Origin of the sequence: Polaromonas aquatica (assembly GCF_050626995.1) — a bacterium.
Taxonomy (GTDB): Bacteria; Pseudomonadota; Gammaproteobacteria; order Burkholderiales; family Burkholderiaceae_C; genus Polaromonas; species Polaromonas aquatica_A.
In genome coordinates, this window is record NZ_CP192467.1 from 1,489,688 (window position 1) to 1,509,164 (window position 19,477).

The 19,477-nt window shown below is 62.2% G+C and carries 19 protein-coding genes; 9 read left to right on the forward strand and 10 right to left on the reverse strand.

The window, feature by feature from the left end:
- The first annotated feature begins 86 nt into the window (after nt 1-86).
- Nucleotides 87-1,088 carry an aldo/keto reductase gene (locus ACQ4MS_RS07155; protein ID WP_431098687.1) on the forward strand — a complete coding sequence of 334 codons (1,002 nt, stop codon included), beginning with the start codon at nt 87-89 and terminating at the stop codon, nt 1,086-1,088.
- Between the two features lie 9 nt (nt 1,089-1,097).
- Here the strand turns inward: ACQ4MS_RS07155 and ACQ4MS_RS07160 are convergent, their stop codons facing one another.
- The 6 genes from ACQ4MS_RS07160 to ACQ4MS_RS07185 form a co-directional block, all read right to left on the reverse strand.
- Nucleotides 1,098-2,180, reverse strand: coding sequence for a serine endopeptidase (locus tag ACQ4MS_RS07160; protein ID WP_431098688.1), 1,083 nt, complete (start codon nt 2,178-2,180; stop codon nt 1,098-1,100).
- A 37-nt stretch (nt 2,181-2,217) separates the two neighbouring features.
- Nucleotides 2,218-3,030 carry a DUF2145 domain-containing protein gene (locus tag ACQ4MS_RS07165; protein ID WP_431098689.1) on the reverse strand — a complete coding sequence of 271 codons (813 nt, stop codon included), beginning with the start codon at nt 3,028-3,030 and terminating at the stop codon, nt 2,218-2,220.
- A gap of 24 nt (nt 3,031-3,054) precedes the next feature.
- Nucleotides 3,055-3,513, reverse strand: coding sequence for a hypothetical protein (locus ACQ4MS_RS07170; protein WP_431098690.1), 459 nt, complete (start codon nt 3,511-3,513; stop codon nt 3,055-3,057).
- A gap of 30 nt (nt 3,514-3,543) precedes the next feature.
- Complete coding sequence (locus ACQ4MS_RS07175) at nt 3,544-4,011, reverse strand: YiaA/YiaB family inner membrane protein (RefSeq protein WP_431098691.1); 468 nt, start codon at nt 4,009-4,011, stop codon at nt 3,544-3,546.
- Nucleotides 4,012-4,125: 114 nt separating this feature from the next.
- Nucleotides 4,126-6,075 (reverse strand): MFS transporter, encoded by a 1,950-nt coding sequence (locus ACQ4MS_RS07180; RefSeq protein ID WP_431098692.1) that lies wholly within the window; start codon nt 6,073-6,075, stop codon nt 4,126-4,128.
- Nucleotides 6,072-6,986, reverse strand: coding sequence for a hypothetical protein (locus ACQ4MS_RS07185; RefSeq protein WP_431098693.1), 915 nt, complete (start codon nt 6,984-6,986; stop codon nt 6,072-6,074). The genes ACQ4MS_RS07180 and ACQ4MS_RS07185 overlap by 4 nt, the downstream gene beginning before the upstream one ends.
- Before the next feature lie 115 nt (nt 6,987-7,101).
- Here ACQ4MS_RS07185 and ACQ4MS_RS07190 point away from each other — a divergent pair, with 115 nt between their 5' ends.
- Both ACQ4MS_RS07190 and ACQ4MS_RS07195 read left to right on the forward strand, forming a co-directional pair.
- Nucleotides 7,102-7,833 (forward strand): helix-turn-helix domain-containing protein, encoded by a 732-nt coding sequence (locus ACQ4MS_RS07190; RefSeq protein ID WP_431098694.1) that lies wholly within the window; start codon nt 7,102-7,104, stop codon nt 7,831-7,833.
- Between the two features lie 165 nt (nt 7,834-7,998).
- Nucleotides 7,999-9,156, forward strand: a complete 1,158-nt coding sequence (locus ACQ4MS_RS07195; protein ID WP_431098695.1) for a hypothetical protein — start codon at nt 7,999-8,001, stop codon at nt 9,154-9,156.
- A 109-nt stretch (nt 9,157-9,265) separates the two neighbouring features.
- On the opposite strand, the gene ACQ4MS_RS07200 is transcribed toward ACQ4MS_RS07195, so the two are convergent.
- Both ACQ4MS_RS07200 and ACQ4MS_RS07205 read right to left on the reverse strand, forming a co-directional pair.
- Nucleotides 9,266-10,555 carry an FIST signal transduction protein gene (locus tag ACQ4MS_RS07200; protein WP_431098696.1) on the reverse strand — a complete coding sequence of 430 codons (1,290 nt, stop codon included), beginning with the start codon at nt 10,553-10,555 and terminating at the stop codon, nt 9,266-9,268.
- A 72-nt stretch (nt 10,556-10,627) separates the two neighbouring features.
- On the reverse strand, nt 10,628-11,503 hold the full coding sequence (locus ACQ4MS_RS07205; protein ID WP_431098697.1) for a PhaM family polyhydroxyalkanoate granule multifunctional regulatory protein: 876 nt from the start codon (nt 11,501-11,503) through the stop codon (nt 10,628-10,630).
- Between the two features lie 313 nt (nt 11,504-11,816).
- Between ACQ4MS_RS07205 and ACQ4MS_RS07210 the strand changes: the two genes are divergently transcribed.
- A complete protein-coding gene (locus tag ACQ4MS_RS07210) occupies nt 11,817-12,422 on the forward strand; it encodes a MarC family protein (RefSeq protein ID WP_431098698.1) in 606 nt (201 codons plus the stop codon).
- Nucleotides 12,419-13,582 (forward strand): hypothetical protein, encoded by a 1,164-nt coding sequence (locus ACQ4MS_RS07215; protein ID WP_431098699.1) that lies wholly within the window; start codon nt 12,419-12,421, stop codon nt 13,580-13,582. The genes ACQ4MS_RS07210 and ACQ4MS_RS07215 overlap by 4 nt, the downstream gene beginning before the upstream one ends.
- A 17-nt stretch (nt 13,583-13,599) precedes the next feature.
- Here ACQ4MS_RS07215 and ACQ4MS_RS07220 read toward each other — a convergent pair whose 3' ends face one another.
- Nucleotides 13,600-14,583: a fumarylacetoacetate hydrolase family protein gene (locus ACQ4MS_RS07220; protein ID WP_431098700.1), complete on the reverse strand. Its 984-nt coding sequence runs from the start codon at nt 14,581-14,583 to the stop codon at nt 13,600-13,602.
- 145 nt (nt 14,584-14,728) lie between these two features.
- Here ACQ4MS_RS07220 and ACQ4MS_RS07225 point away from each other — a divergent pair, with 145 nt between their 5' ends.
- From ACQ4MS_RS07225 to ACQ4MS_RS07240, 4 genes are all read left to right on the forward strand, one after another.
- Nucleotides 14,729-15,580, forward strand: coding sequence for an IclR family transcriptional regulator (locus tag ACQ4MS_RS07225; protein WP_431098702.1), 852 nt, complete (start codon nt 14,729-14,731; stop codon nt 15,578-15,580).
- A 2-nt stretch (nt 15,581-15,582) separates the two neighbouring features.
- Complete coding sequence (locus ACQ4MS_RS07230) at nt 15,583-16,698, forward strand: DUF3108 domain-containing protein (protein ID WP_431098703.1); 1,116 nt, start codon at nt 15,583-15,585, stop codon at nt 16,696-16,698.
- A gap of 154 nt (nt 16,699-16,852) precedes the next feature.
- Nucleotides 16,853-17,134, forward strand: coding sequence for a BTH_I0359 family protein (locus tag ACQ4MS_RS07235; RefSeq protein WP_431098705.1), 282 nt, complete (start codon nt 16,853-16,855; stop codon nt 17,132-17,134).
- A 138-nt stretch (nt 17,135-17,272) separates the two neighbouring features.
- Nucleotides 17,273-18,082, forward strand: a complete 810-nt coding sequence (locus tag ACQ4MS_RS07240; protein ID WP_431098706.1) for a ChaN family lipoprotein — start codon at nt 17,273-17,275, stop codon at nt 18,080-18,082.
- Between the two features lie 12 nt (nt 18,083-18,094).
- On the opposite strand, the gene ACQ4MS_RS07245 is transcribed toward ACQ4MS_RS07240, so the two are convergent.
- Complete coding sequence (locus tag ACQ4MS_RS07245; protein ID WP_431098708.1) at nt 18,095-19,435, reverse strand: aminotransferase class III-fold pyridoxal phosphate-dependent enzyme; 1,341 nt, start codon at nt 19,433-19,435, stop codon at nt 18,095-18,097.
- Between the last annotated feature and the right edge of the window lie 42 nt (nt 19,436-19,477).

Sequence of the window (19,477 nt, forward strand, 5' to 3'; positions counted from 1 at the left end):
TTCACCTACGAAAATCCCGGCCCGCAGCGCAAAGCCGCAAGCTCAGGCACCATCACGGTTTCCTCTTTTTTGCCTCAAAGATGCCCATGCAATACCGCCGCCTCGGAAACAGCAACCTCAAAGTCTCCGCCCTGTGCCTTGGCACCATGATGTTTGGCAAACAAACACCGTTTGAGGATGCTGGCCGTATCGTGGCCTCGGCTCGTGAGCACGGCATCAACTTCATCGACACCGCTGATGTTTACAACCAGGGGCAGTCCGAGAAAGATGTGGGCAAATTGCTGGCCGGCCAGCGGCACCACTGGGTGCTAGCCAGCAAGCTGGGCAACCCCGTCAGCGAAGCCGTCAACGAAAGCCACTATTCGCGCCGCTGGATCCTGCAGCAAACCGATGCCATCCTGGCGCGGCTGCAGACGGATTACCTGGACATCCTCTACCTGCACCGCGACTACCACGAAGAAAATCTTGAAGAGGCGGTGCGCGCACTGGGCGATTTGATCCGCGCGGGCAAGCTGCGCAGCTTTGGTTTGTCCAACTTCCGGGGATGGCGCATCGCGGAAGTGGTGCGCTTGTGCAAGGAACTGGGCGTGCCACAACCTGCCGTGTGCCAGCCTTACTACAACCTGCTCAACCGCGGCCCCGAGGTCGAGATCCTGCCGGCCTGCGGCCACTATGGTATTGGTGTGGTGCCCTACAGCCCGCTGGCGCGCGGCGTGCTCACCGGCAAGTACCCGCCGGGCCTGCCGCCTGCCGAGGGCACGCGCGCCGGCAGCGGCGACAAGCGCATCCTGGAAACCGAATTCCGAGAGGAGTCACTGGTCATCGCGCAAAAGATCAAGGCGCGCTGCGAGGCCAGAGGCCAGGTGCCCGGGCAGTTTGCGGCAGCCTGGGTGCTCGCCAATCCCCTGATCAGCTCGGTCATCGTCGGCCCGCGCACACTGTCTCATCTGGAGGACGTGTACGGAGCACTAGACATCGTGCTGGACAAGGACGACGAAACCTTTGTCAACGAACTGGTGGTACCCGGCCATGCGTCGAGCCATGGCTACAACGACCCGGGCTACCCATTCTTCGGCCGCCCTCTCTAAATCAGCCGGTCAGAGCGCCGGCACCTCGTCCGCACCGGTCTGTGGCAGGTTGAGCTTCTTGTCCGCCGTGGTGCCGCAGGCGTGGCAAAACTTGGCAAACGCGCTCTTGCGGGTCGTGCATTTGAAGCAGTGGTCAAACAGGCCAATACCGCAATGCGGGCAAAAATCAATCTCCGTATTCTTCAAGTCGACAGCCCGCTCACAGCCGGGGCACACGCTTTTTGACAAGCGCGTCAGCGCCGTGTCGTAACTGAGTTCTTCGCGGCGCTGCGCGTCCGGCAGTTGTTCGGCCAGCTTCTGCTTTTCTAGGTAGCGGTTCAGCGAAATGATGGCCTGCCGGCCTACCAGCGCCGTCACGATGATGCCCACGATGTAACGGACGTAACCGCCGTAGCTCGGCAGATACGGCACCAGCTCGACAAAGAACGCAAACACGGCAAAGAAGATGAAGCCCCAGACAAAAGGCCAGTAAGTCCCTTTGCGTTTTTTCGCGAACAGCCAGCCTGCCGCCACCAGCAGCGGCAGCGTGAGGGCCAGGCGGTACAAGAAGACGCGCAGTTCCACGCGCCGGTATTCGGCATTGAGCTGAACTTGCGCGGCGTCTTCCAGTTCCCTGAGCTTGCGGCGTTCGCGCGTTGCACCTTGCCGCGCATCCAGCGCGGCCTGCTGTTGGGCCTCCACCGCGACACCGGTTGCACGCTCGCGGTCTTTCAAGGCGTCCAGCGCACGCGTGCGCGACAGCAGTTCGGTGTCTTGCTCAGCCAGCTGCGTAGCACGCCGCGTCGATAGCCAGTTGTCGAAGGTCTCGCGGGCGACGGCCGAGTCCGCCTGGGCCGCCCGGCGTTTGAGCTGGGCTTGCTCGAGCGCAGCCTGCGCGTCGCGCTCGTTGCGCTCAGCCGTTTTGATCGCACCGCGCAGCGCACTGGTGGCGGCGGGATCCATGTAGTCATCAAGCGAGAGTTGCTTCTCGACTTTCGGCAAGTCGCCTACCACCGTGCCGCCCAGCCCGATCAGGAAGCCGGAAAACACCAACGCCACCAGCCAGAGGCCGCGGTGCATCCATTTTTCAGTCAATCGCAAGGTATTGGCCATGGTTATCTCTGTCTTCTAAAAAATTTCAGAAAGCTTTTCACAGCTTTACGATGTTCACGAGCTTGCCGTCTGTCATGCGGGCACGCTGCAGCCAGCTGAACACCGAATCCACGGTGACGGTTTCAATGCGATCGGAAAAGCGCTTGTCGTTGGGGTGGTCGTCGAACGCGACATTCGCCGCGGTCAGGCGCCCGCCCAGCCGGGTCAAAGGCCCCAGCCTCAGCGCAGTGGGCTCGTAGCCTTTGAACTGCAACCACGCCTGCGCTTGCTGCCGCCCGCCGACGCCCGGCTCCATCGCGGCCGCCATTGTTTCAATCGCCCATTGGTTGGACTGCTGGTATCGGGTCCCCCAGGCATAACTCACGATGCTGTAGGGCTTGTGGTGCATGGCCGTCATCCGGCCTGGGTCCTGCAACAACGCCAGCAGTTTTGACTGAATCTCCGGCGACGGGGCAGCCCAGGCGGCTTCGTAGCGCCACAGGTCGTCCAGGAAAAATTCGCCCAGCCCCTGGCGGTAAACCGCCGACTCACTGGTACCGCAGGTGTTGAGCTTGTGCACCACGCGCCAGGTCATGCCGCCCTGGCCATCAGGCACTTGATACGCCAGGCCCAGGTGCGAATAGCGCACCCCGTACTTGCCCAAGTCCTGGCCGGCCCGCGCCAGCACCACGACCTTGTCGCCGCTGGCGTTGAGCGACGCCAGCGTTTTCTCGGCTAGCGTCATGCCGCGCTCAACGGTCTGGGGAGTGGTCTTGCGGGCTTCGCAAGAGCGCCCCGCATGCGCGGCCGGGGCCACCGCCAAAACAGCGGCTGCCAGTAACAGAGAAAGAAAAGGCTTCAGAGTTTTCATGGATGACTCAGCTTTCTTGCGGGATCAGTAAGTCAGCCGTTCGTTGTGTAGCAAGGCGCGGCCCAGCGCATTCGGGATAAAGGCAATGGCCTCACCCGCGGCAGACAGGACGATGCCCGCACCGACCACGCTCACCACCACCGCCGTTCCCGCCACCATGGAAACGCCCGCAACGCCCTTGCCCACCACTTCAATGCTGGCGCGGGCGCCGTCCGATGCGCGCTCCAGCACATACACCGTGCCGCGCGCCGTGCTCTCCACGGCCTTGACCACTAGCACAGTGCCCGCCGTGGACAGCACCACCGGGACTGCCACCACCGCCCCTGCCGCGGCGCTGGCGCCCACCACAACCGAGGCCACCGGCAATGCCGAGACAGCACTCAAGGCAGAGGCCTCCGACTGGGCTTTAGCATGAAAAGAGGCTCCAGCCGTCGCAAATATTATGGAAGCAGCTATCAAATATGTAGCAAATCGATTTTTCATGACGTACTCCTTGTGTTCGTATGTCGGGTTTTATTCACTGGCGGCGTGGCTGCGGGACATCCGGCCAGCCATGCGGGCTTCGCTCAGGTCGGCTTCGTGTCGGTCGCGCAGGGTTTTGGCCAGGGTAAAGCTGCAGGTAATCAGGTAAAGCCAGCTCACGCCCAGAAAGGCCTTGTAGGTTTCATTGATCTCCATGCGCCAGAGACCCCAACCGGTCAGTGACATCGCCAGGAAAAAACCGCCCCACACCACAAGCTTGAACATCGGGGTGTCGGTGAGCCGGCCTTCGGCCCGGCTTTGCTCCTGGTCACGCACATACTTGGCCAGCACAAAGGCGGCCGACAGGCAGAAGAAGTAGCCCATGATCATGAAAGCCCGGTCCAGGTCCTTGCCCGGCAGCCAGGACAAGCCCACGGCACACAGGAAAACGGCGATCAGGAACGAAGCCCAGACCTGGAACTGCCAGGGTTTGGAGTCACGGTGTATCAGCGTCTGCATAAAAACCTTTGAGGTTGTTGAGGAGCCCCTAATGTGCGCCGGGGCCCCTCAGAACCATGCAGATATCGATACAGTTTCCTGAAAATAGCTCTCAGGTACCGTTTACTGATACTTTTAGATCGTCATCAGCGCAGCGACACGATCCCGTAAAGCTTCGGGCTGGACCTCTACCGGCGCCAGGGCGGGCCCCGCGTTCAGGCCCACCCGGCTGAAGATGCCGCGGCGGAACGGCTTGACCATAGCCGTGCCTTTTTCCACACGGCTGAAGAAGGAACCCCACAGATTGGTCAGCGCCATGGGCACTACCGGCACCTGCAGCCCGTCGCGCTCGGCGTTCTCAAGAATCTTCATGATGCCGCCCTTGAAGGCCTGGAGCTCGCCGTTTTTGGTGATACCGCCCTCAGGGAAGATGGCCAGCAGGTCACCGTCACGCAGCACCTTGGCAGCGGCCTCAAACGCCGCCTCGTACAGCGCTGGGTCTTCAGTGCGCGGCGCAATCGGGATTGCCTTGGCCAGCCGGAACAGCCAGCCCAGCACCGGCATTTTGAAGATGCGGTGGTCCATCACGAAATAGATCGGGCGCGGGCTGGCGGCCATCAGCAGCACCGGGTCGACAAAGCTGACATGGTTGCAGGTCAGCACGGCCGCGCCTTGCGCCGGGATGTTCTCGTCACCGGTGATTTTGAAGCGATACACCAGGCGCGAGGCGATCAGCGCGATAAAGCGCAGCAGGTACTCGGGCACCAGCAGGAAGATGTAGAACGCGACCACCGCGTTGGCCAAGCCTACGAAGAGGAATATCTGCGGAATGCTGAAGTCGGCTTTCAGCAGCGCACCGGCCAGAATCGCGCTGACGATCATGAACAGCGCATTGAGAATGTTGTTGGCCGCAATGATGCGGGCGCGGTGCGTGGGCTGGCTGCGCAGCTGGATCAGCGCATACATGGGTACGCTGTACAAACCAGCGAAGAGGCTGAGCAAGGCCAGGTCGATCATCACGCGCCAGTGCGCATGCTGCGACATGAAAGCGGCCACGCTCATGACGGGCATGGCGGGCAGGCCACGCGAGGCGAAATATAGATCGATCGCAAACACGCTCATGCCGATCGCCCCTACCGGCACCAGCCCGATTTCAACGTGGCGCTTGCTGAGCACTTCGCACAGCAAAGACCCGGTCGCAATGCCGATGGAAAACACCACGAGCAGTAGCGAAGCCACCTGCTCATTGCCGTGCAGCACTTCCTTGGCAAAACTCGGGAATTGGCTCAAAAATACGGCACCGAAAAACCACATCCAGCTGATGCCCAGCATGGAGCGGAACACCACCGTGTTCTCTTTGGCGAGCTTGAGGTTGCGCCAGGTTTCCGTCACGGGGTTCCAGTTGATCTTCAGGCCCGGATCGGTCGCCGGCGTAAGCGGAATGAACTGCGAAACAACCCGGCCGGCCAGTGCCAGGGCCACGCAGGCGATGGCCACATAGTCAGGTCCCACAAGCGGCACAGCCACCATCAGCCCGCCGACCACCTGGCCCAGCAAGATGGCTACGAAGGTACCCATCTCGACCATGCCGTTGCCGCCGGTCAATTCGCGCTCGCTGAGCGCCTGGGGCAGGTAGGCGAATTTGACCGGGCCGAAGATGGTGGAGTGCAAGCCCATCAGGAAGGTGCAGGCCAGCAACACAGGCACCTGGACATCCGGATTGGGGCTCATGAAACCGGCCGCGGCGATCAGCATGATCACCACCTCCAGATTTTTGACGAAGCGGATGACGCGCGTTTTTTCAAACTTGTCGGTCAGTTGCCCGCTGGTGGCGGAGAACAGCAAAAATGGCAGTATGAACAACGCACCGATCACCAGCCCCGCCAGCGCCGGTGGTAGCCAGCTCACGCTGAGCTGATAAGTCACCATCACGGTGAAGGCAAACTTGAAGAGGTTGTCGTTGGCAGCGCCTGAGAATTGCGTCCAGAAAAAAGGTGCGAAGCGGCGTTGCCTGAGCAACGCGAACTGGTTTGGATGCCCGTGAACAGGCGGTGGTGACACCGGTGCGGCCTTATCAACACTCATGCTTGACCCCTCATTTCAGTTGTTGTGCGGCGGGCTTTGGCCGAACGGCTCGCCTGCTCTCTGGTGGATGTGGATATTGCTCTGGATTCTGCCTTGATTTTCCGGGCGGCTAACAAGGCAGACACCACGGGCCAGGCGGCAAAGCTGGCCACCACATGTTTAAGGCTGTGGCCCGACACGATGTGCCCCGTCCATTCAAACACCGCGTGGTCGCCCAGCTCCAGTAGCTTGGCCAGCGCGTAGATCGCAATCAACAGCCCCCAACGAACCGGCAATGCGCGCACCAGCGTGGGCCGCATAAACGCACACGCCAGGATGAGTGCCATGCCGCCAAACTGCAGCACCGCCCACGGCAGCACATTGCCGGTTAACGACCAGACATGCACCGACAGCGGCCCTAGCGCCAGCACCGCGGCAGCCAGCGCCAGGCCGGCACGGGTGCTGACTGTCTGCATCACCGCCAGGCCCAGCAAGCCGGCAAAGGCCACCACCATGCCGGCACGGTCCCAGACCAGGCCCGCATCGTCAGGCTGCAGGTGATAGGCCGCGGACACGGCCGTCGTTACCCACAAGCCGCCAAAAAACAGCGCCGCCATGGCTGCGGCCGCACCACTGACGGCCCGCACGCGCATTGCCCGCAACATCGCCCACATGCCCACCATGCCCCATAGCGCAAAGGGCAGGTTGCTGATTACGTCCATCGCATGCGGCAACCAGCCCCAGCTGCGCTGGTCGGCAAAGTCGTGATAGTGCGAGGGCTGCGCCACTGAGGGGCCGAACAACGCGCCCAGCAGCAGCGCAAGCAGCAGCCCGGCGAGCGCGCATTCGCGGCGCCAGGCAAGGGCCGCCGGGCGCACGTGCCAAGGGAGCGGTTTGACCCGGCGATGAGGGATGGGAGAGGTGGTTTGCATGCGGAGCCCTTGGTTGTTAAGTGGCTCACACTGTGCTGGGCAAGGATGGCATAAGGCATCAAAAATTCAACATAAAGGCGGTATTTCACACCACAAGTACCGATAATCGATACCCATGAGCACCACCGCCGACCTCGTCACCCTCCTCAAAAAAGAACTCAAGGCCGCCCGCATGACCTATGCGGACCTGGCCGCCAAGCTGGGCATGGCGGAATCCAGCGTCAAGCGCATGCTGGCCAAGGGTGACATGCCGTTGTCGCGCATCGACGCCATCTGCCGCGCGCTGAAGCTGGACTTTGCCGACCTGGCCCGGCGCGTGGCCGACACACAGCCCCTGCTGGCAGAACTTACCGAAGCGCAGGAAAAAGCCGTGGTGGCCGACAAAAAGCTGTTGTTGGCCGCCATATGCGTGCTGTCGCAATGGACGCTGGAACAAATCACCACCAGCTACCGCGTATCGGAAGCAGAGTGCATCAAATACCTGGCGCAACTGGATCGCATCGGCATCATTGAACTCAAACCCCTGAACCGCTACCGGCTCAAACTCGCCAAAACCTTTCGCTGGCGCCCGCATGGCCCGGTGATGGACTATTTTCGCGACAACGCCTTGCTCGATTACTTCTCGGGCGGCTTTGACGGCAATGGCGAAGGCCTGTTGCTGGTGCACGGGTCCATCAGCCGGGGACTGGCCCCCTCCTTTTTAGAGCGCATGCAACGCGTAGCGCAGGACTTCGCGCAGCAGCACCAGACCGACCAGAAGCTGGGCGACAAGGACCGTGAGGGCTTCACGCTACTGCTGGCAATGCGCAGCTGGGAGTTCGAGGCCTTCGCTGCACTAAGGAGGTAGCACCCCGTCCAGCTCATGCAGGTCGCCAGCAGCATCTTCAGAGGGGCGCCTTCGACCGGCAAGCCGCTCACATTGGGGCAGTTAAGTAGTTTGGCGGCTGGCGGTAATATTCAATCAATTAAAACCCGCATGGCGCTCTATGCGTGCAACTTTCACCAAACCACAATGAACACCACCTCCACCTACGTTGGCCTGCCCATCCCCGTGGCGGCCAACCTCACCGAGACGAAGTACTTTTTCCAGGCCCTGGACAATTTCTCGCGCGTGATGGCGATACGTCCAGGCGACCGGGTGCTGATGCTGGCGGATCCGCTGCTGGATCCGCGCGTGATCGATGCGGTTATCGGCATTGCCAGGTCGCGCGGCGCAGAGGTGCGCATCTATATGGAGCCGAGCACGCAGGTGACTGCCGTGCCTGAAGAAGTGCATGCCATGCTGAAGAAGGCCACCTTTGTGGTGTCGACCTGGTTCTGCTCCATCCTGGATCCGCTGTGCATCAATCTGCGCCGCGGTGGGCAGCGCTGGGTCAAGATCACTTACTTTCGCAACCTCGATCTGCTGCACACACCGCAGGCCCGCTTTCCGATCGATCTCATCGGTGAGATCATCCGCAACACGGCCAGCCGCTACCCCACTGAAGGCGACTTCGACCTGCGGTTTACCGATCCGCGCGGCAGCGATTTCCGGATCACGTTCACACAGGAGATGCGCACCAACCAGCTGGCCACCAATCGCTGGCGCGGGCAGATGACGGCCGAGGAAGACGGCTGTTACGTGCACTATCTGCCCACGCACGGCCCCAACCTGTGGGACCACAACTCGGTCAAAAATGACTTCAAGGCCGTGGTGCCCATGGCCGGCGTGCTCTATCCGCAATGGGCCGTCGGCTTTGCAGAACCCTTTGAAGAAAGAATCGCCGTGCATTTTGAAGGCGACACGATTTCTTCGGTTGAAGGCATTTCCGAAGAGGCGGTGATCCTGCGCGAGATGCTGGTGGGCGGCCGCATGATCGAAGGCGGAGGCTGTGGTTTCAACCCCAAGGCTCCGCGCCACACCGTGTACCCGGCCGGCTCCAACGCACCCGGCGCGCTGCACTTCGGCATTGACCTGGCGCAGCCCAGCGACTACATACGCCGCGTCATGCCTGATTGGGAAGAGCCGCCCGTGCACATGGACCTGATCACACTGGACGGCACCGTCACAGCGGGTGACCAGACCCTGATCAAGGACGGTTTTTTGTGCGCGTTGCGCGACCCGTCAGTGGTGGCACTGGCAGCGCGTTACGGCGACCCCGTGGAATTGCTGGAAGCTCAGGTCTTATAGTTCCACGGTCACTTCAAGCGCGGCCGCGGAACCAGCTTTGCCTGGCCGAGACACCATCCCCTGAAAGGGGCAATGGAGCTACACGCAGTGGCCTCCGATAGGGGCGAGCCTATTCCTGCGAGGTAAACACCGTCAGCACGCCGGTGTAACCGTACAGATGATGGCGGGCGATTTCACCGCCGGCGAAAAACCCGACCAACGGCACATCACCCAACGCGCGCCGAACGATCTGCAGTTCAGCGCTGGGCGCACCGAAGTGCGGGCCGCCACGGCCGGAGCAACTGACGTACACGGCACCCGCAATGCGCCGGGCTGCATGCGGCGCGGACTCTGCCTCTGACGCGCTCAAGGCGCTGGCCACTTCCAGCGTGACCTCTTCCGGCTCCAATTCCTCCCGGATCTCGGCGCACACACGAACCAGATCGGCGCGTGCAGCTTCCACATTGCGTTCGCAGAATGCCAGCTTCATGCCCACGGCAGGCACCTCCGCGATGGCAATACCCTTGCGCGCCGGGTCCAGCCCGATCAGGTGGCGAACCAGCACCTCCGCGCCAAACTGGCCGTGCCGGCGGGCGGCATGGCCCGCGCCATCATGGGGAATATCCGCCGGCCGGCTCAGGCCGACCAGTGTGCTTCGCACTTTGGCCAGGGCTTCCCGGGGCTCATCCAGCGATACGCCAAGGTCGGCCAGCATCACATCCAGTGCGGGCTGGCCGTCGAGTTCTGTCACCACATTGGACTCACATGCCGTGATCTCGTGATGCGCCGACACGGGTCTGCAACCCTGCGTGATGCGCGACATCAGTGCCGCACCCTGCCCAAAAGCCACACCGCTCAGGCCACCGGTAAAGGCGCCGCCAGCTGCACCCTGGCCCTTGACATTGCCGTGGCCGCTGAGCGCAAACTGCACTGTGCCGGAGCGGCTTGAGGCCAGGCCGCCAAACACATAGCCGCTGCCGGTTCGCTGCGCCATTTCGTCAATCAGCTCGGCGACGTCGGGCGTGGTGGCGTCCGCATGCACCAGCGCCGTATGCGCCTTGAATCTTCCCTGGCCTGCTTGAGGCAACGGCGACACACCGGAGAACACGCGGTACTGGTCGTGCGGAAGCTCACACAGCATCACCGTGAGAGCCGGTTCGTCGAAGTATTCGACGTTGTTGGACGCGATGCCTACGCCCACCGTGCCGCTCCAGTCGGTGATGTCGGGTAATTCGGCGCTCAGGTGGTCGAGGATGTCCTGCGCATGGGGGGCGTAATGGTCGGTGATGTAAAGCAGTGCCAGCGTCGGCGACTTCGCATAACCGGGCAGCGCCAGGTAGGCACGCAGCTGCGCGAGCACGAGGCCGGCCGCCATCTGCCATTGCGGATGGGTGGCGTGACCGTAGGGGAAAAGCTTCATGAGATCCTGGTGAAATTCAACGGAAATTCAGTAAGGTTCCAGCGTACATCAGTGCACGGATTAGCGTGCGGATCAACGCGCCGTTTTACGCGCGGCCTTGCGCGCCGGTGCCTTGGGTTTTGCTTTGGCGGCCGTTTTGGTGACAGGTTTAGTGGCGGGTTTGGCGGCGACTTTTCCAGCGGTGGGCGTCGGCCAGCCCTGGCTGCTGCGCAGTGCGGTGTTCATGGCCGCGCGTGCGCCGCCCGCCACCGTTTTACCGGCGGTTTCGGCCATGTTGCGGGCCATGCCTGTTGCCATGCCGGTGGCAGTTTTCATGGCGTCTTTGGCCAGGCCCGTGGCCAGGCTCTTGGTAGTGTCCATTGCTGTCTTTTTGGCGGCTTCCTTCATAGCGTCCGTCGCGATGGTCTGAAACTGCTGCGTGAGCGCGCCCCACCATTGCATCGGGTCCACCACGCCGGCTGCCGGCGCGGCGGCCTTGGCAGCTGCGGGCGCCTTGGCTTTGGGTTTGGCGGCGGGCTTGTCCGTACCAAAGTTGGTCGGCGGAACCTCCAGCCCCGAGAACGTGCGGGCCTTGTCGGCTACCCGCTGCACGCCCCCCGCCACGCTGTCGGCCACCTTGAGTTTGAAGGCGTTGGCCACGTCGCCCATGTTGAAATTCATCCCTTTAAGGGTGGCCAGCGTCATCTTCTGCACCTCAAGGGCCTGGATGGTGGCCTTAAGCGCCATGGCGTTCTGGTCTAGCCAGAACTGGACGGCCTTGAGTTCTTCAATGCGTTTGTCGAGCTCCTCGACATTGAGTGTCGGCGCCACCCAGTTGCCCAGGTTGGGCAGCTGGGGAATGCTCTGCGCCGCACTACCGGCCGCCTGCTTGGTCAGGTTCTGCAGAAAATCGAAACCGGGCACCAGCTTGCCAAAACCGGGGAAAGATGGATTGTCTGCGTCACTCATGGATGTCTCCTGGCAAGTTGTGCATGATTGCATCGATAGCGGGGGATGCCGGGCAGCCCGGCACACACCTTCATTGTGCAACGCCACAGCGGCGCGTCAACCGGTTTTTATCCTCTGGAAGCGAATGCCAGAATCGAACCGGCACAAATGGCCCCCGCAACGCATTAATGACAAAAATAGGCTGCAGCCCTTATTAATCGTGCGCAAACAGCTCCTGATTTAATAGCATATCTCTAGCAACGCATAGCCTCTCACATCGCCCAAAAGCGGGCCCATGCCCGCCAACACGGGACTGCCCTGCTAAGCTTGGATCATGGCCTACACCTTTGCTTCCGCCACCGTGCTGTTGCTGCTCATCACGGACCCTTTCGGCAACATCCCGATTTTTGTCAACGCCCTCAAGGGCGTAGCGCCCGAGCGGCGCATGCGCGTCATCCTGCGCGAGGTGCTGATCGCATTCTTGCTGCTGCTGGCCTTCATGTTCGTCGGCGACGGTTTTCTGCGTCTGATGAACCTCAGCGATCTGTCGCTCCAGATTGCCGGCGCCGTTGTCATGTTCCTGATCGCGCTGCGCATGATTTTCCCGTCGGACCAGCCCGAAGCCGCGCCCCTGCAGGGCGAGCCGCTGATCGTGCCGCTGGCAATTCCCGCGCTGGCCGGTCCTTCAGCGTTGGCCACAGTCATGCTGCTGGTGTCTCAGGCGCCGGCGCGCAGGCTCGAGTGGATCGCCGCACTGTGCGTCACCATGGCCGTTTGCGCCGTGGTCCTGGTGCTGTCCGAGCGCATCCAGCGTGTGGCCGGCGATCGCGTCATGATGGCGTTTGAACGGCTGATGGGCCTGATCCTGGTGGCAATTTCGGTCGAGATGTTCCTGCGCGGCATACGCCTCTTCATCAGCCAGGCCGGGGCCGCCGCGTGAAGGCCGCGCACCGGATCGCCCTGCTGTGCATCTGCCTCCTGGCGCCGGCCTGGGCGCATGCGGTGCAGGACTGCGAACTCAATGGAGAAAGCGTCAACCCCCACCACGGCGGCACCACTGCCGGCAAGACCGGCATCATGCGCTGCAAGGATCGCGACTCCGGGCTGCCGACGCGCGAGCAGGAGCTGCAGGGCGGCAAGTTCATGGGCCTGGTGCGCTATTACAAAGATGGCAAGCTACAGCGCGAGTACAGCGTGAACGAGCGCGGCAACCAGCACGGCCGCTCGCGCGACTTCGCGCCCGGCGGACAGGTGCTGCGCGACAGTGTCTACGACAACGGCAGCCAGATGGGGCTGGCGCGCAGTTTCCACGCCAACGGGCAGCTGCAGCGCATCGTGTTTTACGGGCCGCGCGAGGGCGGCAGCATCGAGCAGGCCTATGCCGAGTTCAACGAAAGCGGCCAGCTCCAGGCCCTGCGCTGCGGTGACAAGCCCTTGCTGGCGCCGCCGGCCGACGATGCCCGCTGGTGCGGTTTTTCAGGTGGCACCTCGCAGCTTGACCTGTTCAGCGGCAAAGGCGTGCTCAAAGGACGCAGCAGCTACCTGGCCGGCAAGCGCGTGCGCCATGAGACGCTGGGCGAAGGCGGCAAGCCGGATTACCAGGAAGAGCTCTCGGGCAGCACGCGCACCGAACGTCATTTCAACAATGCCGGTGTCAAGCGGCGTGAAATCCAGTGGCAGCTCGACGGCAAGACGTCCCTCAGGGAACGGGAGCAGGAGTTCGCCGACAGCGGCGCGCTGACGCGCGACAGGCGCTGGTCGGCCGGCAAACCCGTCAGCGACCAGAGCTACTACCTCAACGGCCAGCCGCGCAGCAAGACCGAATACGGCGGCGAGGGCGACGCGGCATGGCTGCAGATCACCGAGTTTTTCGACAGCGGAAAAACCGCCGCGACCGGCCGCTTCAACGCCTCCAACCGCTACCGGCAATTGCCGCTGGGCACGCACCAGCGCTTCAATGAGGCCGGCAAGCTGGTGGCGGAATCAAGCTACGACGAGCGCGGGCGCATCACGCGCGAGAGAAGCTGGGACGATGAAGGCAAGCCGCTGCGCGACGATGCCGTGTTTGAAGACGGCTCGAGAAAGGCTTATTCAAGGTAGTCTGCACTACAAAGTGCTCAGTTCGCTGCAGCGACCTTTTGGTCAATCGCCCCGAACACCGACATTCCGTCCTTGCCCTTGGCTTCGATGCGTATGGTGTCGCCAAATTTCATGAACTCTGTCTTGGGTTTGCCGTCTTCGATGGTTTCGATCGCACGCTTTTCGGCGATGCAGCTGTAGCCGTGGCTCCAGTCCTTGTTGCTGACGGTGCCTGAACCGACGATGCTGCCGGCGCGCACATTGCGGGTCTTGCAGATATGGGCGATGAGCTGGCCGAAATGAAAGGTCATCTCGGGGCCGGCTTCGCACATGCCGACCTTGCGGCCGTTCCAGGTGCTTTGCAATGTCATGTGCAGGCGGCCTTTGTCCCAGGCATCACCCACCTCGTCCAGCGTCACCGCGACCGGGCTGAAGGCTGTGGCCGGCTTGCTTTGCAGGAAGCCGAAGCCTTTGGCGAGTTCGTCGGGAATCAGGTTGCGCAGCGAGACATCGTTGGCCAGCATCAGAAGACGCACGCCTTCCAGTGCCTGGGCAGGCGTGGCCCCCATGGGCACGTCCCCCGTGATGACGGCGACTTCCGCCTCAAAATCGATGCCGAAATCTTCGCTGGCCACCACCACATTGTCGCAAGCACCGATGAAATCGTCGCTACCGCCCTGGTACATCAGCGGGTCGGTGTAAAAGCTTTCGGGCACCTCAGCATTGCGGGCCTTGCGTACCAGTTCCACATGGTTGATGAAAGCCGAACCGTCGGCCCACTGGTAGGCGCGCGGCAACGGGGCCATGCAGCGCGACGGCTCGAACGGGAAAGCGTGCCGTGCTTTTCCATTATTCAGGGCCTCATACAAGTCCTGCAATTGTGGCGACATGAAGTTCCAGTCGTCCAGCACCTGCTGCAGTTTGCTGGCGATGCCCGTCGCATAATGCGCCGTTGAGAGATCACGCGAAACCACAACGAGTTGGCCGTCGCGGGAAGAGTCTTTGTAAGTGGCTAGTTTCATCGGTATCCTGATAGGGCAGTGTCGGCATCGCTAAAGGACTGATTGTGCCGTGCCGGCAGCGTCTTCCGGAGCGGCATGTCCCCGGCCCCCGCGTTACGATCCATCCATCCCGCCCGACGCGTCATCTGAAATTCTATTCATCTCCATGAAAGCAAGTCCCGGCGCAACCTCTCCCGTCCGCAGCAGCCCGGCGCCGCAGCGCGCCGGCATCCAGTCGGTCGAAGTCGGCTTTGCCTTGCTGGAGGTTCTGTCTACCTCGCCCGGCCCGCTTATGCTGCGTGACCTCGCAGCGGCTGCCGGCATGAGCGCGGCCAAAGCCCACCGCTACCTGGTGAGCTTTCAACGCCTGGACCTGGTAACCCAGGACAGCGGCACCACCCGCTACAACCTGGGCCCTGCATCACTCAAGCTGGGTCTGGCCGCCTTGTCGCGGCTCGACAGTGTGAAGCTGGCCCGGCAACTGATGCCCACGCTGATGGCGCAAACCGGGCAGACCCTGGCCTTGGCCGTCTGGGGCAACCAGGGACCCACGCTGGTGCACTGGGAAGAATCACCTCAGGCCGTAACGGTCAACTTGCGGCTGGGCGATGTCATGCCGCTGCTGTCGTCGGCCACAGGCCTGTGTTTCGCGGCGTTTTCACTTCCCCGCCTGGCGGCTGGCGCCCGGCCGCAAAGCCGACTGGCGCTGCTCGTCAAAGACGAACTCGTACGGAACCAGAAGCTCGCGCGCAAGGACGTTCCCGCCAGCATGGCCGAGGTAGCCGCCCTGCTCGAAGAAGTGCGCCTGCGCGGCATGGCGCGCGCCGTCAACACTCTGCTGCCCGGTGTGGCCGGCTTGTGCGCACCGGTGTTTGATGCCGACGGCCACCTGGTGCTGGGCATGGTCGCGCTGGGCTCGCTGGCTACTTTTGATACCGCCTGGGACGGCGCCGTCGCCCGGCCCCTGGCGGCAGCAGCGCGGCAACTTTCCCGCGACTTGGGGTTCAAACAGGAATGACGATGTTGGCGGCCACGCAAGCCGGCATCACGCGCGGCCATGACGCTGCACCGCCCTGGGGCGCATTGGCCGTGCTGGCAGCGGCCGTGCTTGGCATACACGCACTGGTGCTTATGTCTTCGCCTGTGCGGTTTGGCCCCGAGCTGGACCCAGCCCCACAACGCGTCCGGCCCCTGATCACCCGCAGCATCGCCCCGCCGCCTGTGGTGCAACCCGCGGCGGCACCTCAGCCGGCGCCTCCGCGGCCTCGTCCAAAATCTCTCAAGCCAAAAACACCTCCAGCCCAATCATCGCTTGAGCCTTTCGCTATCAATTCTGTAGCGACCCCATCCCTCGAAATACCCGTTCCCAGCGAATCCCCCGCCACTGAAGGCGCAGGCAAAACATCTGCCCAGGAAGCGGCAGCCGCCCTCGTACCGGAATCCGCGGCAAGCGCGCCCGCAGCGCCCGCCGGCCCTGCTCAGACGCCAGTGACGGCTGTCGCGCTGCCTGAGAGCGTCCAGCTGGAATACAAGATGACCAGTAACGCGAGAGGGTTGTCATGGCATGCGACCGCGGAACTCCGGTGGCAAAACCGCGGTGACGGCTACGACGCTCGCGTCGAAGCCAGCGCGTGGGGTCTGGGCTCGCGCAGCGTGGGCAGCACCGGCCAGATCAATGCCGAGGGGCTTTCTCCGATTCGTTACTTTGAGAGATCGCGCAGCGAGGTCGCCGCACATTTCGAACCTGACAAGGGTTTGATCATTTTCAGCGCCAACACACCAACGGCGCCTTGGGCCAAGGGCGCGCAAGACCGTATCAGCGTGTTCTTTCAGTTGGCCGGCATGCTGGCTGCCAATCCGTCAGGTTTCCCAGTGGAGTCCAGCATTTCTATTTACACCGTCGGGCCGCGCGAGGCCGACACCTGGACTTTCCGGGTGGAAAAAGAGGAAAAACTTCGCCTGCCCTTAGGCGAGATAGACACCGTCAAGCTCACCCGGCTGCCGCGAAGGGAGTTCGACACCAAAGTCGAGATCTGGTTCGCGCCCTCATTGGGCTACCTGCCGGTGCGCAACAAAATAACCCAGTTCAACGGGGATTTTGTTGACCAGCAGCTCAATGCACTCAGCAAGAATTGAAGCCGGTGGCCGCGTTGTTATGACGCACAGTGAGGCGCGCTTTTTGTGCGGTTTTACACGGCTTAGCGCCTCTTTACCGAACACTTGCGTGCCTAAAGGCCCTTGCACTTGAACTTGGCCTCATCGTTGCTATCTGAAGACAAAGGACCACACCATGCACATGCTTTACGACTCGGAATCTTTTGTTGTTATGCAGATTCATGCCAATGCCCCGGAGGAATCCGCGCCTGCACCGGCCGTTCCACAGCTAGCCCGCCATGGCTTTGAAATTGTGGACAAACGTTCAGGCAAGGAGGTCTACCTGGATGGTTCGTGGGCCGAAATGTTCCAGCAGCGCCTGAGCGCCTGGGCGCAAAACACCCCCACGCAGGAAGAAATCGAAGACACGCTGGAAGGCTACAGCGGGCTTGCCAATACCCCCATTTCATTGCACTGACCGCCACAGCTGCGGCGGCACGTAACCAGGTAGGGTATGCAGAGCACTACGGTGTGAAACTGCCGCTGGAAGCGGTAGTATCCATCGATGCGCCATTTCCTCACTTCTCGTGCTCTGGCATGCCTTGTCTGCATCGCCATGATGGCTTTGTTGAGCGGCTGTGCAGCAAGGCCGGAAGCGCCCATTTTGCAGGCCCCTGGCAACGATACCGCGCAAATATCCACCCGGCTGGAGACGCTTCTCCCCACCGACGTTCTGATCCTCGGGGAACAGCACGATGCTGTTGAACACCAGACAATCGAACAGGAGGTGGTCACCGCTCTGGCGGCCAAAGGGGTGCTGGCTGCCGTGGCGCTAGAGATGGCTGACACGGGCGCAAGCACTTCCACACTCCGACCCAGCGCCACCGAACAACAGGTGCGCAATGCCCTGAAATGGAACGACAAGGGCTGGCCATGGGTTGCCTATGGTCCCGCCGTGATGACGGCCGTGCGCGCTGGCGTGCCGGTATTAGGCGCAAATTTGCCCCGGGCGCAGATGCCGGCGAGCATGGCCGACAGCCAGCTTGATGCCCGCTTGCCGGGGCCGGCCCTGAAGGCGCAGCAGCAGCTCATACGTACCGGCCACTGCAATCTGTTGCCCGAAAGCCAGATCACCCCCATGACCCGAATCCAGATCGCCAAGGACATCACCATGGCCAATACGCTGGCCCAGGCGGCGCTGCCTGGCAAAACCGTGCTGCTGCTGGCCGGCAGTGGCCATGCAGACCGCCAGCTGGGCGTGCCACAACATCTGCCGGCAGACCTGAAGGCAAAAGCCGTCCGCCTGCGCGCGGGAGGCGTTGGGAACGAACAGCCCGAGGTCTTTGATGCAGTGTGGACCACACCCGCGTTGCCCGAGAAGGACTACTGTGCGGGTCTGGAGAAAAGATTGGCTCCCAAACCCTGAGTCCCCAGCCGCTCAGGCGTTTTTGCGAATCGCGTCGGCCACTACGTTGATGATGCGGTCCACATGCTCGTTTTCGATGATGTAGGGCGGGCAGATGACGATATTGTCGGCTGCCGGACGCACCAGCACGCCCTGATGGAAACAGTCCATGAAAATGTCATAGGCGCGCTTGCCCGGGGCACCGGCCACCGATGCCAGCTCCACCGCGCCAGCTAACCCCAGGCTGCGAATGCCGATCACGTTGGGCAGGCCTTTGAAGGCGCCATGCATTGCATCGCCGAGCACCCTGCCCATCTGGCCGGCGCGCTCATACAATTTTTCCTTCTTGAGCAGTTCCAGTGTGGCAATAGCGGCGGCACAGGCCACCGGGTGGCCCGAGTAGGTGTAGCCGTGGAAAAACTCGATGGCGTGTTCGGGCGCGCCGCTGTTGGCGTTCATCATGCCGTCGTAAATGCGGTCCGAGCAGATCACGCCGCCCAGCGGGATGACGCCATTGGTCACGCACTTGGCGAAGTTGAGCATGTCAGGCACGACGCCGTAGTAGTCCGCACCGAAGCCCGTTCCAAGGCGGCCGAAGCCGGTGATGACCTCGTCAAAAATCAGCAGAATGCCGTGCTTGTCGCAGATCTCGCGCAGGCGCTTGAGGTAGCCCTTGGGCGGCAAATACCAACCGGCGCTGCCGGAAACCGGCTCGACAATGACGGCGGCCACATTGCTCGGGTCGTGCAGCGGCAGGATACGGTTCTCCAATTCCAGCAGCAGGTCTTCCTGCCATACGGGCTCGGTACCGTTGATGTAGGCATGGTTGACCGGATCATGGATGAAGCGCAGGTGGTCCACGCGCGGCAGCAGCGCCGCGCCGTAGACCTTGCGGTTGGCCGGAATGCCGCCCACGCTCATGCCTCCAAAGCCGACGCCGTGATAGCCTTTCTCGCGGCCTATGAAGATGTTGCGGTGACCCTCGCCGCGCGCACGGTGGTAGGCCAGCGCGACCTTGAGCGATGTGTCGGCCGCTTCCGAGCCTGAATTGCAGAACAGCACCTTGTTCAGGTCGCCCGGCGCCATGCCGGCAATGATTTCGGCAGCCTTGAAGGCCTGGTCGTTGCTGGCCTGGAAGGCCGTCGCGTAGTCAAGCGTATCGAGCTGCTTCTTGATCGCCTCGTTGATGGGCTTGCGGTTATGCCCCGCGCCCACGCACCAAAGACTGGAGATGCCGTCGATGACCTGGCGCCCGTCATGGGTCGTGAAATGCATGCCGTCGGCGGCCACAAACACGCGCGGGTCTTTTTTGAAGCTCCGGTTGGGCGTGAACGGGAGCCATTGGTGCTCCATGTTGAAATTCTGGTAAGCCATGGCGTGTCTCCTGCGTCTGGAAAAGGGGTTTCCGGCATTCTG